This window comes from Sphingomonas sp. PP-F2F-G114-C0414 (assembly GCF_003688595.1).
In the GTDB taxonomy this organism is placed as follows: Bacteria; Pseudomonadota; Alphaproteobacteria; order Sphingomonadales; family Sphingomonadaceae; genus Sphingomonas.
Genome location: NZ_RCWT01000011.1, coordinates 373509 through 388715, shown reverse-complemented (window position 1 = coordinate 388715; position 15207 = coordinate 373509). Strand labels below are relative to the sequence as shown.

Genomic DNA, 15207 nt, shown 5'->3' with positions numbered 1-15207 from the left:
ACGCGCAATGCCGAACGAGGTTCGCAACCGATCGTTACCGGTCGCGCCGCCCCAGCAAGCGCAACCGCAGCGCGTTCAGCTTGATGAAGCCTTCCGCGTCGCGCTGGTCGTAGGCGCCCTGGTCGTCCTCGAACGTCACGACCTTCTCCGAATACAGCGAATTTGGCGATTTCCGCCCCACTACGTACACGCCGCCCTTGTAGAGCTTCAGCCGGACGGTGCCCGACACCTTTACCTGGCTATGGTCGATCGCCGCCTGCAGCATCTCACGCTCGGGGCTGAACCAGAAGCCGTTGTAGAGCAGCTCGGCATAGCGCGGCGCCAGCTCGTCCTTCAGATGCGCGGCGCCGCGGTCGAGCGTCAGCTGCTCGATGCCACGATGCGCGAGGTGATAGATCGTGCCGCCGGGAGTCTCGTACATGCCGCGGCTCTTCATGCCCACGAAGCGGTTCTCGACGAGGTCGAGACGACCGATGCCGTGGCGGCGGCCGTATTCGTTGAGCGTCGACAGCAACGTCGCCGGGCTCATGCCCTCGCCGTTGATCGCGACACCGTCGCCGCGCTCGAAATCGACCGTGATGTACTCGGGGGCATCGGGCGCGTCCTCGGGGTTCACGGTGCGCGAATAGACGTAATCCGGCACCTCGTCCCACGGGTTCTCGAGCACCTTACCCTCGGACGACGTGTGCAGCATGTTCGCATCGGTCGAGAACGGCGACTCGCCGCGCTTGTCCTTGCTGACCGGAATCTGGTGCTGTTCGGCGAACTCGATCAGCTTGGTGCGGCTGGTCAGATCCCATTCGCGCCACGGCGCGATGACCTTGATGTCGGGCGACAGCGCGTAATAGCCGAGCTCGAAGCGGACCTGGTCGTTGCCCTTGCCGGTCGCGCCGTGGCTGACCGCGTCGGCGCCGACCATCTTGGCGATCTCGATCTGGCGCTTGGCGATCAGCGGCCGCGCGATCGACGTACCGAGAAGGTACAGCCCCTCGTACAACGCGTTCGACCGCATCATCGGGAACACGTAGTCGCGCACGAATTCCTCGCGCAGATCGTCGACGAAGATGTGCTCGGGCTTGACGCCCATCATCTCGGCCTTGGCGCGCGCCGGCTCGAGTTCCTCGCCCTGGCCGAGATCGGCGGTGAAGGTCACGACTTCGCAGTTATACGTCTGCTGGAGCCATTTCAGGATCACGCTCGTGTCCAGGCCACCGGAATAGGCGAGTACGACGCGGTTAATTCCGGCGCCGCCGGCGGGGTTGCTCTGATCGGTCACGGGCAGGATCCTTCGGGCAATATCCAATGCCCGCGCCCCTATGCGTTGAGGCGCGTTCGCGCAACCGCCGGACGCCTGACACGCGTTAATGGCGCGTACAACCGAATCCCGCTATTCGCGCCGCACATCCACTGGAGTGTCCCGACCGTGCTACGCCAAAGCCTCACCCTTCTCGTTCTTGTCGGTCTCGCAACCCCGGCGCTCGCGCAGGAAACCCGCGCCTCGGCCGCCGCCAAGTTCAAGACCGAGTTCGCCGCATCGGATACCAACAAGGATGGCGTCCTGACCCGCGCCGAGGTGCTGGCACGGATCGACAACATGAAGGTCGGGGCAGGGCGTCCCGATCCCGTGCACGCCAAGCGTCTCGCCGATCTGTGGTTCACGAGCGCGGACAAGAACAAGGACGGCAAGGTCACGCAGGCCGAAGCACAGGCGCTGCTGGCGGCGACGTTCGCAAAATACGACGCGAACCACGACGGCAAGATCGGCGGCGATGAGCGCGCTGCGGCCAAGGCGCAGATCCAGGGTCCGCGCTAAAGCGCAACCGATCCCCCTCCCTTCCAGGGAGGGGTTAGGGGTGGGTCGGTCGGTTTTGCAGGCGCCGCCCACCCCAAGCGGCCGACCCACCCCCAGCCCCTCCCTTCCAGGGAGGGGGGCAGGTCAGCCCTGCCGCAAAGCCCGCTCGCCTTCGATCATGTAGTCGCGGGTCAACGGCAACGTCATCCGGCTCTTCGACAGCTGGATCTGGTAATTGACCATCCCCCCTGTCCGGAACGCTGCCGCCGCGCCCGCGAGATAGAACGTCCACATCCGGTAGAACCGCTCGTCGTACAGCGCGACGATCGAATCCTTCGCCGCCACCGTCCGATCGTACCATTGGTCGATCGTCAGCGCGTAATGCACGCGCAGCACCTCGATATCGGTCGGGAACATCCGCAGCCCCTCATACCCCTTCACGATTTCCGACAGCGCCGGGTTATACCCGCCCGGGAAAATATATTTGGTCGTGAAGGTGTCGGTGACGCCAGGCCCGCCCATCCGGCCGATCGTGTGGAGCAGCATCACGCCGTCGTCGGTCAGCAGGTCGCGGCACTTGCGGAAGAACGCCTTGTAGTGCGCCGGGCCGACATGCTCGAACATCCCGACCGAGACGATCCGGTCGAAACTGCCCGTCAGCGCGCGATAATCGATCAGTTCGAACTTCACCTTGTCGGCAACGCCCGCTTCCTCGGCCCGCCGCCGCGCGACTTTCAATTGCTCCTCGCTCAGGGTCACGCCGAGCACTTCGGCACCGGTCTTCGCATGCAGGTACAGCGCCATCCCGCCCCAGCCGCAGCCGATGTCGAGCACGCGCATCCCCGGCTGGATCGCCAGCTTTGCGGCGATATGCGCCTTCTTGTCGGACTGCGCCTGCTCAAGGGTGTTGCTGGCATCGGTAAAGTACGCGCAGGAATATTGCCGGTCCGCATCGAGGAACAGGTCGTACAGCCGATCCGACAGATCATAGTGATGCGCGACGTTCTTCTTCGACCGGCGCGCCATGTTCACGCGGTCGACACGGTGCACCACCTTGTCGAGCAGCTTGATCGGCAGCGAGGGATTGAGCCCACCACCACGCTCCCACGGGCTGTTGCCCTTGAGCAGATTGACCAGATCGCGAATGTCGCCGCGTTCGATCACCAAGCGCCCGTCCATGAACGCCTCCGCCGCGCCGAGCGCCGGGTGGCGGATGATCGCCCCCGCGACACCGGGCTCGGTCAGTCGGATCGTGACGGGATTGTACGCGGGGTCGGGCTTGCCGAAATGCTTGGTCGTGCCGTTGGCATGGATGAGCGTGAGTTCGCCGGTTTTAACCTGCCGGGCCAGGAAACGATCGAAAAGAGCCATGCTGGGTTAGCTAATGACTGGTACGGAATTGCGCCACCCCTCGGCGCGCGTCAGATCCCCGCGTACCAGTCATAATCTACGTTATCTTCCCAATAGCCGCCCTTGCCCTTGCCGATCCCGGCGAGGCTGGCGACCGCGTCGATCGCCATGACGTATTTGGCGTGCTTGTAGCCGAGCTGGCGTTCGACCCTGAGCCGGACGGGCGCGCCATGCGCGACGTCGAGCACCTGATCGTTCAGCGCCCAGGCCAGGATCGTCTGCGGGTGGAACGCGTCGACCAGATCGACCGACTCGTAATAGTTCGCGCCGCGGTAGAGGTCGGCGCAGGTGAAGACGATATAGCGCGCCGTGTCGCGGATCTTCGCGGCGGTCAGCAGCGCGCCGAGCTTCGGCCCCTGCCATTTGCCGATCGCGCTCCAGCCCTCAACGCAATCGTGCCGCGTGATCTGCGCCCGCGACGGCATCTGGCGGAGTTGCGGCAGCGACACCGACAGCGGGTTATCGACCAGCCCGCCGACCTTCAGCCGGTAATCCGCGAAGTTGTTGACGACCATTTCGGTATAATCCGCGGTCCCCGGATTGCTCGTGCCGTTGGAGCGGAAGATCGGTGACATCTGCGCGGGGCTGAACTCGGGCGCCAGCGCGTTGCGGTTGGTCAGCGCACGCTGCAACCCGCGGTTCATGTCCTCGCCCATGAATAGGATTTTCCGCGCCTCGGGGTTCGCGGCGATCTTGTCGCACCCGGTCAGGAGAACGCCGGCGCCGACCGCGGCACCCGTGACGAGCGCACGGCGGGTGATGATCGTGCTCATGCGACGTCCTCCGACGGGTGGGCGGGGACGTGCCCCGGAACCTTCCAACGCCCGGTGATCATCGACCGTACCTCGTTCCAGGTTCCCGCGAGGATCACCAGCGCGAGATGCGCGACGATGAACAGCACCAGCCCGGTGGCAGCGATGAAGTGGATCGACCGCGCCGACTGCCGCCCGCCGAACACCTCGAGCAGCCACGGCCATGCCGCATCCATCCCCGGCGACATCGTCAGCCCGGTCAGGATCATCACCGGGATCAGCACGAAGATCGTCACCACGTACGACAGCTTCTGGAGGATGTTGTACGCGCCCGGCTTCTTGGGATCGTGAAAGCGGAACGCGAGATGCTCCTTCACGTCATGCGCGACCTCGCGCGGCGAAAGCTCGGCAGCTCGCACGCGAAGATCGCGCTGGAAATGCTTGTTGATCAGGCTGACGATCATGAACCCGAGCAGCGCGAAGGCGAGCACCAGCGCGAACAACAGATGCCAACGCCGCGACAGCGCCAGGTTATAGCTCATCGGGATCGTCAGCAGGTTGAGCAGCGACACCAGCCAGCTCGGCCACTGGTCGAGCGTCGTCCACGCGGTGTCGAAATTCGCGCCGTATCGGCCCCAATACAGCCGCGGATGCGCCTTGAGGATGCCGATCCCGCTGCCGATCATGATGAACATCGTCACCACCGTCACCCAGTGCCAGATGCGCGTCGCCAGTTTGTGGCGCTTGATAATCGGGATGGGTAGGGGATCGTTCATGCTCGACCTTCGCTCTAGGCAGTCGAAACGTTGCATAGCAGGGATAAGCGTATGACCGAATGGCATTCTTACGAGCCCACGAACGGCCATCGCCTGCCGCATGATCCCCTCAACGCGATCGTCGCGCCGCGGCCGATCGGCTGGGTCAGCACGCTGTCCGCCGATGGCGTGCCGAACCTCGCGCCGTACAGTTTCTTCAACCTGTTCAACTACACCCCGCCGATCATCGGCTTCTCGTCGATGGGGTGGAAGGACAGCGTCGCCAATATCGAGGCGACTGGCGAGTTCGTCTGGAACCTCGTGTCGCGCGATCTGAGCGAGGCGATGAACACGACCGCCGCGAACGTCGCCGCCGACGTCGACGAGTTCGCGCTCGCCAAGCTCGATATGGCCGCCTCGACCAAGGTAAAGCCCCCACGTGTCGCCGCCAGCCGCGCGCAGTTCGAGTGCAAGCTCACCCAGCTGATCCGCCTGGAAACCAAGGAAGGCCGCGAACTCGACCAGTGGCTGGTGCTAGGCGAGGCGGTCGCGATCCACATCGACCCGGCCATGCTTGAGGACGGTGTCTACCAGACGGCGCGCGCGCAACCGATCCTGCGTGGCGGCGGGCCCGCGGATTACTTCGAGATCACCGAGGACGCGCTCTTCAAGATGCGCCGGCCGGGATGAGCGAGCAAACTTGTTCACCCGCGAAGGCGGGTGCCCAGACTGGGTCCCCGCCTTCGCGGGGAAACATCGTGGTTCAGGCGTACGCTCGGTAAAAGAACACCACCGTCGTCGTCGCCGTCACCAGCAACGTCCACCCCCGGATCACCCCGTCGGGCAGCTTCCGTCCGAACCGCGCGCCGAAATACCCGCCGACCACGCCGCCCGCCATCATCGGCAGGCACAATGTCCACGCGACCATGCCGGTCGCCGCGAACACGATCGTCGCGGCGGCGTTCGCGGTCGCCAGCATCAGCGTGCGCGGCGCGGCGAGCTTGGCGGGCGAGGCACCGGACAACAATCCCCATGCCGCCGTCAGCATCATCCCGACGCCGCCCCCGAAATAACCGCCATAGATCCCCAGCAACGTCTGCGCGGCGATCAGCGAACGCGACCCGATCGCGACGCGTGCGTGCAGCCAGGTCGAGGCCGGCTTGCCGAACGCGATCGCCAGCGTCGCCATCAGCAGCAGCCAGGGTACGATCACGTCAAATGCGGTCGCCGGGGTAAAGAACAACAGCAGGCTGCCGACGAGACCACCGACGAACGTGATCCCCGCCAACGTCCGGATACCGACGCCGCCGACCGGCCCGAGATCGCTGCGATACGCCCATGCGCTCGCCATCGCCGCGGGCTGCACCGCGACGTTGCTGGTCGCGTTGGCGATCGGCGAGGGCAGGCCGAGCGCGATCAGCGACGGCATCGTCGCGAAGCTGCCACCGCCCGCCAGCGCGTTCATCGCGCCGCCCAGCATCCCCGCACCTGCCGCCAATCCCAGCGAAGCCAGATCAGACAAAGGCGGAATCAGTCTCGGCGGCGGCCTCGCGATCCAGTTGGGCGCGGCTCTTCTTCTCCGAGGCGGTCTTCAACTGCCCACACGCCGCATCGATATCGCGCCCGCGCGGCGTCCGCACCGGCGCCGAGATTCCTGCACCGAACACGATGCTGGAGAACGACTTGATCCGCTCGGGCGTCGAGCACTCGTATTGCGCGCCCGGCCACGGGTTGAACGGAATGAGGTTCACCTTCGCCGGCAGCTCGTACTTCCGCAGCAACCGTACGAGCTCGCGCGCGTCGTCGTCGGAGTCGTTCTTGTCCTTCAGCATCACATATTCGAACGTGATGCGGCGCGCGTTGTTCGTGCCCGGATAGTCCGCGCACGCTTGCAACAATTCCTCGATGCCGTACTTCCGGTTGAGCGGCACGATCTCGTCGCGCACTTCCTTGGTCACCGCGTGCAGCGACACGGCCAGGTTCACGCCGATCTCCGCCCCCGCGCGCGCCATCATCGGCACCACGCCGCTGGTCGACAACGTGATCCGCCGGCGGCTGAGCGCGAGGCCGGCTCCGTCCATCACCAGCTTCAGCGCATCGCGGACATTCTCAAAATTATACAGCGGCTCGCCCATGCCCATCATCACGATGTTGGTGAGCATCCGCCCCTCGGGCTGGCTCGGCCATTCGCCCAACGAGTCACGCGCGAGCATCACCTGGCCGACGATCTCGGCGGGCGTCAGATTGCGCACCAGCCGCATCGTGCCGGTGTGGCAGAACGTGCAATTGAGCGTGCAGCCGACCTGGCTCGACACGCACAGCGTGCCGCGATCCGCGTCGGGGATGAACACCATCTCGTAATCCTGCTTATCGTCCGACCGCAGCAGCCACTTTCGCGTCCCGTCGGTCGACACTTGAGCCTCGACCACGTTGGGCCGGCTGATCACGAAGCGCTGCTCGAGCCACGGGTGCATCGTCTTCGAGATATCGGTCATCGCCGAGAACTCGATCGCGCCGCGATTATAGATCCAGTGCCACAGCTGTTTCGCGCGCAGCTTGGCCTGCTTCTCCTCGAGCTGCGACGTCTCCAGCGCCATCCGCAGATCGGCGAGCGACAGCCCGAGCAGGTCGATCCGCCCATCGCTGCGCGGCACGAAGCTGCGGGGAACGGGCACGGGATCGATGTGCCCAGGAATAGGCATGAGGTTCGCGGCGGTCTGCATGCGCGAGCCCGTAGCGGAATTTTCGTGATTTTTCTACTGGCTGCTGGAAGTGGGTAGAGTCCGTCCGTTTGATCCCAGCCTTCCCCGGGAAGACCACCACCCCGGCGAAGGCCGGGGCCCAATTGGGGGGACGGGGATGATGACGGTCAGTCCCCCGTTACGACCACCTTTCCAATTGGGCCCCGGCCTCCGCCGGGGTGGGGAATTGGGAACAACGTCCGCCCCCCACAAAACGTCACCCCCCGCTACACGCCAGCACAGCCGCATCGATCGCAGTCGCCCCCCCCGACAGCGCATACACATCCGCAAACGGCCGCCCGCCGGCGCCGACCGCCTCGACGCTCATGCTCCGCCCCGACCGCATCGCCGCAACGATCGCGCGATCACTGGGCGCATCGCTCGCCCAGGCATCCAGCCCGTTCGCCACCAAGGTGAACCGCCGCTCGCCCACCGTCAGCGTCACTCCGGCCGACCGATCGCGCTCGCGACTCAGCCGCACATACAAGGACGCGCGCAAACCCCGCTTCGGCCACGTCGCAACGCTGGCGAACCCGGACGAACGCCCCCCCGCCATCACCGGCCGAGCAATCGCGTAACACCGCGCCGGGCTCGCATCGCGAAATGCACCCCACCCTTGGTAGATGCCGATGGTGTCACGCGCTGCTACGGGAGCCGCACCCGCAAGCAACCCCACCGCCAACGCCAACCGTAACACGACTCCCCTCCCTGGAAGGGAGGGGCAGGGGGTGGGTAGGCCCGCTCGAGCCCCATCGGTTCGAACACGGGGAAACCGACCCACCCCCAACCCCTCCCTTCCAGGGAGGGGTGCAGAAGTCCGCAACCCCAATGTGAGGCCTCCGATTCGACCAGATCTCACGCCGGCGCGAATCCCGTACCCAGATGCGGCACCGTCGCCCGCCAGTTCTCCACCAGCGTCACCGACCCCTGCGGCAACCCCTTCGCAACCGGCGCGCCGAGCACAGGATCGACCGCCGCCCCGGTCATCACTCCCAGCATGACCCGACTCGAAATCCCGTGCATGATCACCAGCCGATCACCCGGATCCTCCGCCGTATCCGCCAGCCACCCGCCAACCCGCACAGCAATTTGCCCATACGTCTCGCCATCGGGCGCAGGCTTCAGCGTGCCACCCGGCAGCATCACCGACCCGACCTCGTCGACGACGTCGGCATAATAGCGTCCGCCCCACGATCCCATGTCGATCTCCACCAACCGGGCATCGGTAAGCGCTTCATGCCAGTCCAGCTCCAGATGTTCGCAGATCACCGCCAGCGTCTGCAAAGCCCGCCCGGTCGGCGATGCCCAAAGCGTCAGCGCCGGCTTCACCCCCAGCTCTTCGCGCAACGCCCGCCCAAGCTCGTCCGCCTGCGCGACCCCCGCGCGCGTCAGGGGGGTATGCGCGGCATCCCCCTGCAACCGATGCGCGGCGTTGAACACGGTTTCGCCGTGCCGCGCGACGAAATCGCGACCCTTGCGAACGGGCGGACTATCGCTTGATCGGGCGTCGCTTTCACCCTGCCGTTGGCTTGGAATCATAGCCCGCGTTTCAACCCCCTGTGGCGCAAAAGCAACGGATTTCCCTGTTTATCTGGGGTTCATGCAACGCCTGCGCGGTTGGTCCATTGGAACGGTCCGCCCCGCGTCATGGGGCGCCGGATCAGTAAGGAGTAACCCCCAATGCGTACGCTCATCGCCGTTTCGCTGCTCGCCACCACGGCCGTCGCAGCACCCGCCCTCGCGCAGACCAACCCGACCTTCACCGGCCCCCGCGTCGAGGCCACGCTCGGCTACGATCACACCGGCGCCGGCAGCAGCGTGTCCAACAACAACGGGCGCGACGACCAGAAGATCGACGGCCTGCTGTACGGCGGCGGCATCGGCTACGACATCGCCACCTCGAGCAATGTCGTGCTCGGCGCAGAGGCCGAACTGACCGGCTCGACCGCGAAGAGCGACCGCAACGACTATACCAGCAACTTCGGCTATGGCCGCGTCAAGCAGGGCCGCGACGTCTATGTCGGCGCGCGCGCGGGCTATGTCGTCACGCCGACGACGATGCTGTACGTCAAGGGCGGCTACACCAACTCTCAGCTGAACGTGCTCGCCGGCGACACCAGCCAGTCCACCGACACCAACTTCAAGCTCAATGGCTGGCGCGTCGGTGCGGGTGCCGAGCATGCGGTCGGCCCGAACAGCTACGCCAAGCTCGAATACCGCTATTCGAACTACGAGCGCGGCAACATCGATTATGCGAACGGCGGCACCAGCGGGCGGTTCGACGTCGACACCGATCGCCACCAGGTCGTCGCCAGCTACGGTTTCCGCTTCTGATCGCTTTAACGCGACGTTTACCGTGATCAAAGAAGGGTCGGGGCGCTTGCTCCGACCCTTTGTTGTTGGGTAAGCCATTTGCGGATTGCCCCCAGCCCCGAGTCCGGCTGTGGTGGCGGGGGGAATTACGATGAAGGCGACGATCGAACGCGCAACGCTCCTCAAGGGGCTGAGCCATGTCCAGTCCGTGGTGGAGCGGCGCAACACCATCCCCATCCTGTCGAACGTGCTGATCGAGGCGACCGCCGAGGGCACGCTCAAGCTGATGGCGACCGACCTTGATCTCCAGATCAACGAATCGATCGCGGCCGCCGTCGACCAGCCCGGCGCGACCACCGTGTCGGCGCACACGCTGTTCGACATCGCGCGCAAGCTGCCCGAAGGTTCGCAGGTCCAGCTCGCCGCGTCGGAAGGCCGGATGAGCATCGTCGCGGGCCGCGCGCGCTTCTCGCTCGGCACGCTGCCGCGCGACGATTTCCCGGTGATCGCCGAGGGCGAACTGCCGACCCAGTTCGAGCTGCCCGCCGAGACGCTCAAGCAGATCATCGACAAGACGCGCTTCGCGATCTCGACCGAAGAGACGCGCTATTACCTCAACGGCATCTTCCTCCACGTGGCCGACGGCGACAGCTCGAACCCGGTGCTGAAGGCTGCGGCGACCGACGGCCACCGTCTCGCGCGCGTCACGCTGCCGCGTCCCGAGGGCGCCGAATCGATGCCCGACGTGATCGTGCCGCGCAAATGCATCGGTGAGTTGCGCAAACTGCTCGACGAAGTCGATGGTTCGGTTGGCGTCTCGCTGTCGCCGACCAAGATCCGCTTCGACCTCGGCCAGGCGATCCTGACCTCGAAGCTGATCGACGGCACCTTCCCCGACTACAGCCGCGTGATCCCGACCGGCAACGACAAGATCCTCAAGATCGACCCAAAGAGCTTCATGGAAGGCGTCGACCGCGTCTCCACGATCGCGACGGAGAAAACGCGTGCCGTGAAGATGGCGCTCGACCGCGACAAGATCACGCTGTCGGTCACATCGCCCGAAAACGGCACCGCCGCGGAGGAAGTCCCCGGCGATTACGTCGCGCTCCCGTTCGAGATCGGCTTCAACAGCCGCTATTTGATGGACATCCTGGCGCAGATCGACGGCGACATGGTCGAGGTGCACCTCGCCGACGCCGCGGCTCCCACGCTGATCCGCGAAAACGATAAGTCGCCCGCGCTGTACGTGCTGATGCCGATGCGGGTGTGATTCGGTCTGCCTGTCGCGCCGTGGTATAGCGGCGCGACAGGCAGGAGCCGGATCATGGACTCGATCAACATCGCGGATCTGAAAGACGAACTGGGCACGCTCATCGACCGGCTCGAAGCTGGCGAAGCCGTGCAGATCATGCGCAATGGCCAACCCTTCGCCCGCGTGACCCCCGAGGCCCCGCCGCTCCCGCGCCGCAAGCCCATCGATGTCGACGCGCTCGAAGCGCTGGCGAAGTCGCTGCCATACGATCCGACATCTGCACGTGATCTGGTCCGGCAGATGCGCGACGACTCGCGATATTGACCCTCTATTGCGACACGGCGGTGATGGTGTCGGCCTTCACCGCCGAGGCGCAAAGCGAGGACGTACGCGCGTGGCTATCGCGACGGACTGATATTCTGGCGGCCAGTCATTGGGTCGTCACCGAGTTCTCCGGTGCGCTTGCGATGAAACGGCTATTGGGTGTCATCGATACCGTTGGCTGGAGCGGTGTGATGAAGGCGTGGCAACGGTTTTGCGCCGGGGAACTTCACGTAGAGTCAGTCACCGAAACCGATTTTGCGTTGGCGGCAACGTTGCTTGATCGCGGCGATCTGAAACTGCGCTCCAGAGACGCCCTTCACCTCGCGATCGTAGCCTCGCGCGGTTGGTCCCTAGCGACGCTCGATCACGACCTTGCGCAAGCGGCCACGCAAATGCGCGTCGACGTAGATACCGTCCTCGATTGACTCCTCGCCCGCGGCTCAATACTAACAGCAATGTCAGTAAGGAGTCGACTCGATGGCGAAGCTTCCTCCGTTTCCCGGTACGACCGGTCGTCGCGATTGGCGTACGGCGTTCGATGCGATCAAGAAACTGCTCGCGAACGGCGACGACACGACGCAGGTGTTCCGGATCATGCGCGCGCTCAACGTCGGCAATGCGCCGATGAATTACGCGCGGCTGATCGCTTCCGAGCAGGGCGGGCGGATCGCCTATGACCGGGTCGAACTGGCGCAGCGTTTCTCCGACCCCGCGTTCGTCGCGAGCTTCGCGCCCGGCACGGTCGGGGCGGCGTATCGCAATTTCCTCGAGACGACGGGCTATTCCGCGGACGGGCTGGTCGAGGTCTCGCGGCTCGTGCCGTCCGAGGACGATCTGGCGCACCCCTATGCGTGGTTCGGCCGGCGGGTGCGCGACACGCACGACATCTGGCACGTACTTACCGGCTACAAGGCGGACGAGAGCATGGGCGAGGCGGCGCTCGTCGCGTTCAGCTATGCGCAGGTCGGCGGGCTCGGCTGGGCGCTGATCGGCTCGGCCGCGGCGTTGAAGAGCATCCGCGTCACCGGCAGCAAGCTGTTCGCGAAGGCGGTCTGGGAAGGCTATCGCAATGGGCGCAAAGCGAAGTGGGTGTCGGGCGAGGATTATCTCGAACTGCTCCACGAACCGCTGGAGGCCGCGCGCGAACGGCTCGGGATCGTCACGCCTGTCGCGTATTTGCGGGCGCAGCGCGAATTAGGACCGGCGCTCGCGTCGTATCTCAGCACGCAGAAGGCCGCGACCGCAGCAGCCGCGCCCGCGATCGCGCCGGAGCGAATCGCCGCCTGACGCGAGGCTCGATAGTTGACCGGGCGTGTCGCTAGCGCAGATGTGATCAGATCGGTCCCTTGCCCGTTCGTGCTGAGCGAAGTCGAAGCACCGGCGCTTGAACCGCGCCTTCGACTTCGCTCAGGGCGAACGGAAAAGGGCGATGCAATCGGTTTCGAAACTGCTCTAAGGCCGGGACAATGCTCCCGCGCCTCGTCCTTACCGATTTTCGCAATCACGCCGACCTGACGCTGACGCCGGGACCAGGGTTCGTCGTGCTGACCGGCGAGAACGGCGCGGGCAAGACGAATATCCTCGAAGCGGTGTCGCTGCTCGCCCCCGGCCGCGGGCTGCGGCGCGCGGCGCTGGGCGAGATGGCGCGGCAAGGCGGGGCAGGGGGCTTCGGCGTAGCCGCCACCTTGTTCCCCTCCCGCTTGCGGGAGGGGCTAGGGGAGGGCGCGACGTGCGTACTGGCGTCCGCTCCCGAGGAAAGCGCGCCCCCCCCCCGACCCCTCCCGCAAGCGGAAGGGGAGTCAGAAGCACAGGGGCGGATAGAGGCTCCAGCCGAAGTCGACGTCGCAACCGGCACGCTAGCCTCCGCCCCCGAACGCCGCATCGTCCGCATCCAGGGCGCCACCACCACCGCCAACGCTCTCGCCGAGTGGCTCACGATCCTCTGGCTCACGCCGGCGATGGACCGCCTCTTCGTCGCCCCCGCGGGCGAACGCCGCGGCTTCCTCGACCGCCTCACGCTCGCGCTCGCCCCGAGCCACGCGCACCACGCCGCCCGCTACGACGCGGCGATGCGCGCGCGAAACCGCCTGCTGGCCGATGAAGGCCGCCCCGACGGTGACTGGCTCTCCGCACTCGAAGCGCAGATGGCCGAGCACGGCGCCGCCGTCGATGCCGCCCGGCGCGAGACGGTCACGCTGCTCGGCACGAGGCTTGCGCATCAGGACGACGGCCCATTCCCCCGCGCCGGCCTGACACTCGAAGGCTGGGCCGGCGACACCACTCGCCTGCAAGCCGACCTCGCCCAGGGCCGCGCACGCGACGCCGCAGCCGGGCGCACGCTCACCGGCCCCCACCGCGTCGACCTGATCGTCACGCACCTCGACAAGGCGCGCGCCGCCTCGCTCGCCTCGACCGGCGAGCAGAAGGCGCTCCTGCTCGGCATCGTCCTCGCGCATGCCGATCTCGTCGCCGAGCGAACCGGCCAGCCCCCCGTCCTTCTCCTCGACGAAGTCGCCGCCCACCTCGATCCGGCGCGCCGCGCGGCGCTGTTCGCCCGCCTCGCAGGCCGCGGCCAGGTGTGGATGACCGGCACCGAAGACGCGCTCTTCGACGCGATCGACACCCGCGCGACCCGAATCGCCCTCGGGCGTTAGGCTGAACGCGCGCTGTCGAGCAGGCTCACCGCGCGTTCAAGCGGGCGCGGGCAAAGCTCCGTCCATCGAAGACACGGAGAGATCATGATGACCCGGAATTTCACGCGCGCAGCCCTTGGCGTCCTGATGGTCGCAGCAACCACCGCCCCCGTTTTCGCGCAAGTCCGCGACGGCGGACGGCCAGAGGGGCGTTACGACATGAGCCGCGCGCCTTGGTCGCGTCCCGGCTATCGTCTGGAAGGCGCCGGCGTGCCGGTGCTCTTCCCCGAACTGCGCAATACGCGGCGCGGCATTGCGTTCGTGATGCCGAATTTCGATGCAAACGGCGATGGCCGGATCAGCCGCCGGGAGGCCGACGACGCCAACCGCGAATTCGCACGCATCGCCGGCCCCCGCCGCGACCGGTTCGACTGGGACGCCTATGGCCGTGACCCGGGCGGCTATCGCGGCGACCGCGGCGGCACGACTGTAGTCGAGACCACCACGACATGGGATCGCGGCGCGATGCGCAACTACGGCTTCCGTCAGACCCCGCGCGGGGCGACGCTGACGCTGCAGGAGGACGTGCTGTTCCGCACCGACAGCGCCGTGCTGCGTCCCGGCGCGATCGAGAAGCTGCGCCCGCTCGCGCGCTATCTGCGCGGCAACCCCGGTGTCCGCGTCGCGATCGACGGCTTCACGGACTCGCGCGGGACGGATGCGCATAACCAGGACCTGTCCGAGCGTCGCGCGGCTAGCGTCCGCCAGGCGTTCGACGACATGGACGTCGTCCGCGCGCGATTCAGCGTCGTCGGGCACGGCGAGCACGACCCGGTCGCGACCAACGCGACGCCGGCCGGCATGCGCCTCAACCGCCGCGTCGAGGTGACTCTGCTAGGCCAACGCGCCGACCGCTTCTGAAGACTAGCTCCCTCGCCCCTCCGGGGAGAGGGAAGGGGCCCGCCGCGCTTGCGGTGGGAAGGGAGAGGGGAGTGGGGCTCGGGCGCGCACCCCAACTCCCCCTCACCCTTCCGTCGCCTCCGGCTCCTCCCTCCCTCTCCCCAAGGTGAGAGGGACGTAAGGGCCGCGCGGCTTTAGACGGCCACCACCCCGGCGAAGGCCGGGGCCCAGTTGGGCGACGTCGCTAACAGAGTGCGGCACGTCGTTATTGAAACCTTTCCACCTGGGCCCCGGCCTGCGCCGGGGAGGTGGCTTCACCGGAGAAGCCGCGAGCG

Annotated in this window: 17 protein-coding genes; 9 read left to right on the top strand and 8 right to left on the bottom strand. The window is 66.3% G+C overall.

Annotation, left to right across the window (positions count from 1 at the left end):
• Positions 1-34: 34 nt before the first annotated feature.
• A complete protein-coding gene (locus C8J47_RS10880) occupies positions 35-1276 on the bottom strand; it encodes an argininosuccinate synthase (protein ID WP_259467489.1) in 1242 nt (413 codons plus the stop codon).
• 147 nt (positions 1277-1423) lie between these two features.
• Here C8J47_RS10880 and C8J47_RS10875 point away from each other — a divergent pair, with 147 nt between their 5' ends.
• A complete protein-coding gene (locus C8J47_RS10875) occupies positions 1424-1813 on the top strand; it encodes an EF-hand domain-containing protein (RefSeq protein WP_056054495.1) in 390 nt (129 codons plus the stop codon).
• A 123-nt stretch (positions 1814-1936) separates the two neighbouring features.
• On the opposite strand, the gene C8J47_RS10870 is transcribed toward C8J47_RS10875, so the two are convergent.
• Genes C8J47_RS10870 through C8J47_RS10860 form a run of 3 tightly spaced genes read right to left on the bottom strand, consistent with a single transcriptional unit; the run spans position 1937 to position 4730 of the window.
• Positions 1937-3163 carry a cyclopropane-fatty-acyl-phospholipid synthase family protein gene (locus tag C8J47_RS10870; protein ID WP_121885668.1) on the bottom strand — a complete coding sequence of 409 codons (1227 nt, stop codon included), beginning with the start codon at positions 3161-3163 and terminating at the stop codon, positions 1937-1939.
• A 50-nt stretch (positions 3164-3213) separates the two neighbouring features.
• On the bottom strand, positions 3214-3975 hold the full coding sequence (locus C8J47_RS10865) for a molybdopterin-dependent oxidoreductase (protein ID WP_121885667.1): 762 nt from the start codon (positions 3973-3975) through the stop codon (positions 3214-3216).
• On the bottom strand, positions 3972-4730 hold the full coding sequence (locus C8J47_RS10860) for a cytochrome b/b6 domain-containing protein (protein ID WP_121885666.1): 759 nt from the start codon (positions 4728-4730) through the stop codon (positions 3972-3974). Before C8J47_RS10860 ends, C8J47_RS10865 begins: the two co-directional genes overlap by 4 nt.
• Before the next feature lie 51 nt (positions 4731-4781).
• Here C8J47_RS10860 and C8J47_RS10855 point away from each other — a divergent pair, with 51 nt between their 5' ends.
• A complete protein-coding gene (locus tag C8J47_RS10855) occupies positions 4782-5399 on the top strand; it encodes a flavin reductase family protein (protein ID WP_121885665.1) in 618 nt (205 codons plus the stop codon).
• A 73-nt stretch (positions 5400-5472) separates the two neighbouring features.
• On the opposite strand, the gene C8J47_RS10850 is transcribed toward C8J47_RS10855, so the two are convergent.
• The 4 genes from C8J47_RS10850 to C8J47_RS10835 all read right to left on the bottom strand — a co-directional run bounded on the left by C8J47_RS10850 (position 5473) and on the right by C8J47_RS10835 (position 8989).
• Complete coding sequence (locus C8J47_RS10850) at positions 5473-6231, bottom strand: sulfite exporter TauE/SafE family protein (protein ID WP_310886127.1); 759 nt, start codon at positions 6229-6231, stop codon at positions 5473-5475.
• The gene (gene rlmN, locus C8J47_RS10845) at positions 6224-7432 is read right to left on the bottom strand and encodes a 23S rRNA (adenine(2503)-C(2))-methyltransferase RlmN (RefSeq protein WP_259467488.1); all 1209 of its coding nucleotides are present in this window, start codon (positions 7430-7432) and stop codon (positions 6224-6226) included. The genes C8J47_RS10850 and rlmN overlap by 8 nt, the downstream gene beginning before the upstream one ends.
• Positions 7433-7667: 235 nt before the next feature.
• Positions 7668-8147, bottom strand: a complete 480-nt coding sequence (locus C8J47_RS10840; protein WP_121885663.1) for an invasion associated locus B family protein — start codon at positions 8145-8147, stop codon at positions 7668-7670.
• A 158-nt stretch (positions 8148-8305) separates the two neighbouring features.
• Positions 8306-8989 carry a histidine phosphatase family protein gene (locus C8J47_RS10835; protein ID WP_121885662.1) on the bottom strand — a complete coding sequence of 228 codons (684 nt, stop codon included), beginning with the start codon at positions 8987-8989 and terminating at the stop codon, positions 8306-8308.
• 141 nt (positions 8990-9130) lie between these two features.
• Between C8J47_RS10835 and C8J47_RS10830 the strand changes: the two genes are divergently transcribed.
• The 7 genes from C8J47_RS10830 (at position 9131) to C8J47_RS10790 (ending at position 14893) form a co-directional block, all read left to right on the top strand.
• Complete coding sequence (locus C8J47_RS10830) at positions 9131-9784, top strand: outer membrane protein (RefSeq protein ID WP_121885661.1); 654 nt, start codon at positions 9131-9133, stop codon at positions 9782-9784.
• Positions 9785-9914: 130 nt separating this feature from the next.
• On the top strand, positions 9915-11033 hold the full coding sequence (gene dnaN / locus C8J47_RS10825; RefSeq protein WP_056017955.1) for a DNA polymerase III subunit beta: 1119 nt from the start codon (positions 9915-9917) through the stop codon (positions 11031-11033).
• 54 nt (positions 11034-11087) lie between these two features.
• Positions 11088-11339 carry a type II toxin-antitoxin system Phd/YefM family antitoxin gene (locus C8J47_RS10820; protein ID WP_121885660.1) on the top strand — a complete coding sequence of 84 codons (252 nt, stop codon included), beginning with the start codon at positions 11088-11090 and terminating at the stop codon, positions 11337-11339.
• Positions 11336-11764: a type II toxin-antitoxin system VapC family toxin gene (locus C8J47_RS10815; RefSeq protein ID WP_121885659.1), complete on the top strand. Its 429-nt coding sequence runs from the start codon at positions 11336-11338 to the stop codon at positions 11762-11764. Before C8J47_RS10820 ends, C8J47_RS10815 begins: the two co-directional genes overlap by 4 nt.
• Positions 11765-11816: 52 nt before the next feature.
• Positions 11817-12626 (top strand): Coq4 family protein, encoded by an 810-nt coding sequence (locus C8J47_RS10810; RefSeq protein WP_121885658.1) that lies wholly within the window; start codon positions 11817-11819, stop codon positions 12624-12626.
• Between the two features lie 179 nt (positions 12627-12805).
• Entirely contained in the window at positions 12806-13993 is a 1188-nt protein-coding gene (locus C8J47_RS10795) for a DNA replication/repair protein RecF (RefSeq protein WP_259467487.1), read from the top strand.
• A gap of 84 nt (positions 13994-14077) precedes the next feature.
• A complete protein-coding gene (locus tag C8J47_RS10790; protein ID WP_259467486.1) occupies positions 14078-14893 on the top strand; it encodes an OmpA family protein in 816 nt (271 codons plus the stop codon).
• Positions 14894-15207 lie beyond the last annotated feature (314 nt).